The organism is Umezawaea sp. NPDC059074 (assembly GCF_042738955.1).
Taxonomy (GTDB): Bacteria; Actinomycetota; Actinomycetes; order Mycobacteriales; family Pseudonocardiaceae; genus Umezawaea.
This window is the reverse complement of record NZ_JBHYHC010000253.1, coordinates 1-6,159: the sequence shown is the minus strand read 5'-3', so window position 1 is coordinate 6,159 and position 6,159 is coordinate 1. Positions and strand designations below refer to the sequence as shown.

The 6,159-nt window shown below is 71.5% G+C and carries 4 protein-coding genes; all 4 read left to right on the top strand.

Features of this window, described 5'->3' with window-relative positions; genetic code table 11:
- The first annotated feature begins 82 nt into the window (after positions 1-82).
- Positions 83-1,498 carry a glycoside hydrolase family 43 protein gene (locus tag ACFWW9_RS45520; protein WP_390389793.1) on the top strand — a complete coding sequence of 472 codons (1,416 nt, stop codon included), beginning with the start codon at positions 83-85 and terminating at the stop codon, positions 1,496-1,498.
- Between the two features lie 63 nt (positions 1,499-1,561).
- Positions 1,562-4,411 carry a glycoside hydrolase N-terminal domain-containing protein gene (locus ACFWW9_RS45515; protein WP_390389791.1) on the top strand — a complete coding sequence of 950 codons (2,850 nt, stop codon included), beginning with the start codon at positions 1,562-1,564 and terminating at the stop codon, positions 4,409-4,411.
- 17 nt (positions 4,412-4,428) lie between these two features.
- Positions 4,429-5,730, top strand: a complete 1,302-nt coding sequence (locus ACFWW9_RS45510) for a cellulose binding domain-containing protein (RefSeq protein ID WP_390389789.1) — start codon at positions 4,429-4,431, stop codon at positions 5,728-5,730.
- A gap of 28 nt (positions 5,731-5,758) precedes the next feature.
- Positions 5,759-6,159, top strand: a 401-nt coding sequence (locus tag ACFWW9_RS45505) for an alpha/beta hydrolase family esterase (RefSeq protein WP_390389787.1), incomplete at its 3' end; no start/stop codon positions are given.

Genomic DNA, 6,159 nt, shown 5'->3' with positions numbered 1-6,159 from the left:
GGGGGGGCCCGCGGGGGGGGGGGCGCCGCCGGCCCGGGCGCCGGCCGCGTCCACGCTCTTCCACCCCGCACGGGAGACGACGATGACCCCTCCACCGGCGAGGTTCCGAGCGCGCGTCGCCGCGCTCCTCGCACTGGCGCTGGGTGTGGCCGCGATCACCGCTGCCACGCCCGCCAAGGCCGACAACCCGATCGTCCAGCACGTCTACACCGCGGACCCGGCTCCCCTGGTGCACAACGGCCGCGTGTACCTCTACACCGGACACGACGAGGACGGCTCCACGTACTTCACCATGAAGGACTGGCGCGTCTGGTCGTCCGCCGACATGGTCAACTGGACCGACCACGGCTCCCCGATGAGCGTGGGCACGTTCAGCTGGGCCAGCAAGGACGCCTGGGCCGGTCAAGCCGTGGAGCGCAACGGCAAGTTCTACTGGTACGTCCCGGTCGTCAACCGCTCCACCGGCCGCATGGCCATCGGCGTCGGCGTCGCGGACAGCCCCACCGGACCGTTCCGCGACGCCATCGGCCGCCCGCTGGTGGAGAACGGCGAGATCGACCCGACCGTGATGGTCGACGGCAGCGGTCAGGCCTACCTGTACTGGGGCAACCCGAACCTCTGGTACGTGAGGCTCAACAGCGACATGGTCTCGTACTCGGGCAGCGCCACGAAGATCCCGCTCACCACCTCGGGCTTCGGCACCCGCACCGGCGACGCGAACCGGCCCACCCTCTACGAGGAGGGACCGTGGGTCTACCAGCGCAACGGCCTGTACTACAACGTCTTCGCGGCCAAGTGCTGCTCGGAGTTCATCGCGTACTCCACGGCGACGAGCCCGACCGGGCCGTGGACCTACCGCGGCACCGTGATGCCCACGCAGGGCGGCAGCTTCACCAACCACGCGGGCGTCGTCGACTTCAAGGGCGGCTCGTACTTCTTCTACCACAACGGCGCGCTGCCCGGCGGGGGCGGCTACACGCGCTCGGTGGCCGTCGAGAAGTTCTCCTACAACTCCGACGGCACGATCCCGACGATCACCATGAGCACCGGCGGCCCACCGGCCGCCGACACGCTCAACCCCTACACCCGCCAAGAGGCCGAGACCATCGCGTGGGGCTCGGGCATCGAGACCGAGGTCTCGTCCGAGGGCGGCATGAACGTCGGGTACATCGACAACGGCGACTACCTGAAGGTCAAGAACGTCGCCTTCGGCTCGGGCGCGACGACGTTCAGCGCCCGCGTCGCCTCGACGGTGTCCGGTGCGGCCGTGGAGGTCCGCACTGGCAGTCCGACCGGGACCGTGGCGGGCCGCTGCACCGTCCCCAACACCGGCGGCTGGCAGACGTGGACCACCGTCTCCTGCGGCGTCAGCGGCCTGTCCGGCACCCGCGACCTGTACCTGCGGTTCACCGGCGGCAGCGGCTACCTGCTCAACGTCAACTGGTGGCAGTTCGGCACCGCCACCCGGAAGGCCGACCACGGCTGGGAAACGCGGTGACGGCACGGCACTGCCGTTCGACGCGCGACGTGATCCCCCGTCGACCACACCTGGAGGAACGCCATGGGTGACCTGACCCGGCGGCAGCTCGCGAGGCTGGGCGCGGGTGTCGTGCTCACCGGGGCCGGGTGGACGGCCGCCGCCCGTGCCGCCTCGGCCGCGCCCGTGGACGTGCGAGCGGTCGACGACCTCGCGCTGTGGTACGACCGGCCCGCGGGCTCGGACTGGCTGCGCGCGCTCCCGGTCGGCAACGGCAGGCTGGGCGCGATGGTGTTCGGCAACACCGACACCGAACGCCTCCAGCTCAACGAGGACACCGTCTGGGCGGGCGGCCCCCACGACTACAGCAACACGCGGGGGGCCGCGGCGCTCGGCCAGATCCGGCAGCTCGTGTTCTCCGACCAGTGGACACGGGCCCAGTCGCTGATCGACCAGACGATGCTCGGCAGCCCGGCCGGGCAGTTGGCCTACCAGCCGGTCGGCGACCTGAAGCTGGCGCTGCCGTCGGCGAGCGCGTCCGGGTACCAGCGGTGGCTGGACCTCACGACGGCGACGGCGGTCACGACCTACACCGCGAACGGCGTCCTCCACCGGCGCGAGGTCTTCGCGAGCGCGCCGGACCAGGTGGTCGTCGTGCGCCTGACCGCGGGGACGGCGGGCTCGATCTCGTTCACCGCGGTGTTCGGCACACCCCAGCGCGCGTCCGCGTCCAGCCCGGACGGGACGACGATCGCGCTCGACGGCGTCTCCGGCGACCAGCGGGGCATCGCGGGCTCGGTCCGGTTCCTCGCGCTGGCCAAGGCCGTGGTGGAAGGGGGCTCCACCTCCAGTTCCGGTGGCACCCTGCGCGTGGCCAACGCGACCGCGGTGACCTTGTTGATCTCCATCGGCACGAGCTACGTCGACTACCGGACGGTCGACGGCGACTACCAGGGCATCGCCCGAGCCCGGTTGAGCGCCGCGCAGGGGTACTCGTTCGACTCACTGCGGACCCGTCACATCGCCGATTACCAGGCGTTGTTCGGCAGGGTGACGCTCGACCTGGGGCGCACGTCGGCGGCCGACCAGCCGACCGACGTCCGGATCGCCCGGCACGCGAGCACCAGCGACCCGCAGTTCTCCACCCTGCTGTTCCAGTACGGCCGGTACCTGCTGATCTCGTCCTCCCGCCCCGGCACGCAGCCCGCCAACCTCCAGGGCGTCTGGAACGACCAGATGGCCCCGTCGTGGGACTCGAAGTACACCCTGAACGCCAACCTGCCGATGAACTACTGGCCCGCGGACACCACGAACCTCGCCGAGTGCTTCCAGCCGGTGTTCCGCATGGTCGAGGACCTCGCGGTCACCGGCGCCCGCACGGCCCAGGTGCAGTACAACGCCCGAGGCTGGGTGACCCACCACAACACCGACGCCTGGCGGGGGTCCTCGGTCGTCGACTTCGCCGCGGCGGGCATGTGGCAGACCGGCGGGGCGTGGCTGTCGACCCTGATCTGGGACCACTACCGCTTCACCGGCGACGTGGAGTTCCTGCGCCGGTACTACCCGGCGCTCAAGGGGTCCGCGCGGTTCTTCCTCGACACACTGGTGACCGAGCCCTCGCTGGGCTACCTGGTGACCAACCCGTCGAACTCACCGGAGCTCAACCACCACAGCAACGCCAGCGTGTGCGCCGGGCCCACGATGGACACGCAGATCCTCCGGGACCTCTTCGACGGCTTCGCGAGCGCGTCCGAGGTGCTGGGCGTGGACGCGGACCTCCGCACGCAGGCGCGCGCGGCGCGGCAGCGGCTGGCCCCGATGAAGATCGGTTCTCGCGGGAACGTCCAGGAGTGGCTGTACGACTGGGTCGAGACCGAGCAGAACCACCGGCACGTCTCGCACCTCTACGGCCTGCACCCGAGCAACCAGATCACCAAGCGCGGCACCCCGCAGCTGCACTCCGCCGCGCGCCGGACGCTGGAGCTGCGCGGTGACGCGGGCACCGGCTGGTCGCTCGCCTGGAAGGTCAACTACTGGGCACGGCTGGAGGAGGGCACCAGGGCGCACGACCTCCTGCGCTCCCTCGTGACGACCGACCGCCTCGCGCCCAACATGTTCGACCTGCACCCGCCGTTCCAGATCGACGGCAACTTCGGCGCGACCTCCGGCATCGCCGAGATGCTGCTGCACAGCCACAACGCCGAACTGCACGTGCTGCCCGCGCTGCCGTCGGCATGGAGCGCGGGCAGCGTCACGGGGCTGCGCGGGCGCGGCGGGTACACCGTGGGGGCGGTGTGGAGCGGCGGCGCCGCCACCGCGCTCACCGTCACCGCGGACCGCGACGGCACGGTCCGGGTCCGGAACCGGATGTTCACCGGGACCTACGAGGTGCGCGACACGACGTCCGGGGCCGTGGTCCAGCCCGGCAGGCCCGAGTCCGACGTCGTCGAGTTCTCCGTCCGAAGTGGACGCACCTACCGCGCGACGGGCCAGGGCTCGACCTCGGTGGTCGTTCCGGGGGTGTACTACCGGCTCGTCGCGCGGCACAGCGGCAAGCTCGCCGACATCAGCGGCGTCTCCACCGCGGCGGGCGCCCTGCTGCACCAGTGGCCTCAGACCGGCGGGCTCAACCAGCAGTTCGACTTCGTCGACGCGGGCGACGGCCACCACCGGATCCGGGCCCGGCACAGCGGGCTGGTGCTCCAGGCCGCGAGCGCGAGCACCGGCTCCGACATCACCCAGCAACCCACCGCCGACACCCCCGCCCAGCACTGGCGGGTGGTCGACCAGGGTGGCGGCGTGGTGAGCCTGGTCAACCGCCTCAGCGGACTGGCTCTCGACGTGTGGAGCGCGTCGACGGCGGACGGCGCCCGGTTCTCCCTGTGGTCCGTGACCGGGGCCGACAACCAGCGCTTCCAGCTCCAAGAAGTCTGACGACCGGAGGGACGACGATGTTCCAGCAGCACACGGCCCGGCGCAGGTCCCTGCTCGCGCTGGCCGCCGCCACGGCCGCGCTCCTCCTGGGGGCCGCGGGCATCGCGGTCGGCGGCCCGGCCGCCGGGGAGGTGGACACGGCCGCGGCGACCGCCGGGTGCGGCAAAGCCCCCACCTTGACGAGCGGCCAGCACACCATCAGCAGCGGCGGCCAGAACCGCACGTACATCCTGCGGCTGCCCGCCAACTACGACAGCGGCCGCCAGTACCGGCTGTTCGTGGGCTTCCACTGGCTGGGCGGCACCGCGAACGACGTCGACTCCGGCGGGGGCGACGGCTACAACTGGTCCTACTACGGGTTGCGCAAGCTCGCCGACGCGGCGAACAACGGCACGATCTTCGTGGCACCGCAGGGCAACAACAACGGGTGGGCCAATCCCGGCGGCCAGGACCTGGCGTTCGTCGACGACCTGCTCAAGCAGCTCGAGGCGGGTCTGTGCGTCGACACGACCCAGCGCTTCGCGGGCGGCTTCAGCTACGGCGGCGCGATGTCCTACGAGGTCGCCTGCGCCCGCGCCACGGTGTTCCGCGCGGTGGTGGCGTACTCCGGCGCGCAGCTCAGCGGGTGCGACGGCGGCAGCCAGCCCATCGCGTACATGGGCGTGCACGGCGTGAGCGACACGGTCCTCAACATCTCGCAGGGACGCGCGTTGCGGGACAGGTTCGTGCGCAACAACGGCTGCACGGCCCAGAACGCCCCCGAACCGGCCGCGGGCAGCAGGACGCACGTCATCACCGCCTACAGCGGCTGCCGGGCGGGCTACCCGGTGGTGTGGGCGGCGTTCGACGGCGGGCACACCCCCGGCCCGATCGACTCCGGTGGTGACGGCTGGCGGACGTGGACGTCGGGCGAGGTGTGGAAGTTCCTCACCCAGTTCGAGAGCGGCGGTCCCACCACGACCACCACGACGACGACCACCACGACGCCTCCTCCCGGTGGCACGACCTGCCGGGTCACCACCGCGATCAACGCGTGGAACAACGGGTTGACCTCGAACCTCACCATCACGAACACCGGCACCACCGCGATCTCCGGCTGGTCGCTGGTCTTCACCTTGCCCAGCGGGCAAACGATCACCTCGGGGTGGAACGCCACCTACTCCCCCACCACGGGACAGGTGACGGCCAAGAACGCGGGCTACAACGGCGACCTCGCCCCGAGCGCGTCGGTCACGGTCGGCTTCCAGGCCACCCACACCGGGGACGCCACGGCCCCGACGTCGTTCGCGCTCAACGGCAAGACCTGCGCGACCTCCTGACCCGCGCGGCACGAAGGGAAGCGATCACATGAAGACCAGGACGAGCGTGCTCCTCCTCGCGGTGGTGTCGCTGATCGTCGTCGGCCTCGCCCTCACCTCCCCCGCCCCCGCGGTGGCGGCGTCGCTGACGGAGGTCACCGACTTCGGCGCCAACCCCGGCGGGATGCGGATGCACGTCTACGTGCCCGACGCCCGGCCCGCCACCCCGGCGATCGTGGTGGCGATGCACGGGTGCGGCGGCTCGGGTCCCGGCTTCTACTCGGGCAGCGAGTTCGCGGCGCTGGCCGACCGGTACGGGTTCGTCGTCGTCTACCCCAGCGCGCAGCAGGAGGCCGGGTTCGGCAAGTGCTTCGACACCTGGTCCGCCGCCGCCAAGCGGCGTGGCGGCGGGAGCGACCCGGTGTCGATCGTCTCGATGGTGACCTACGC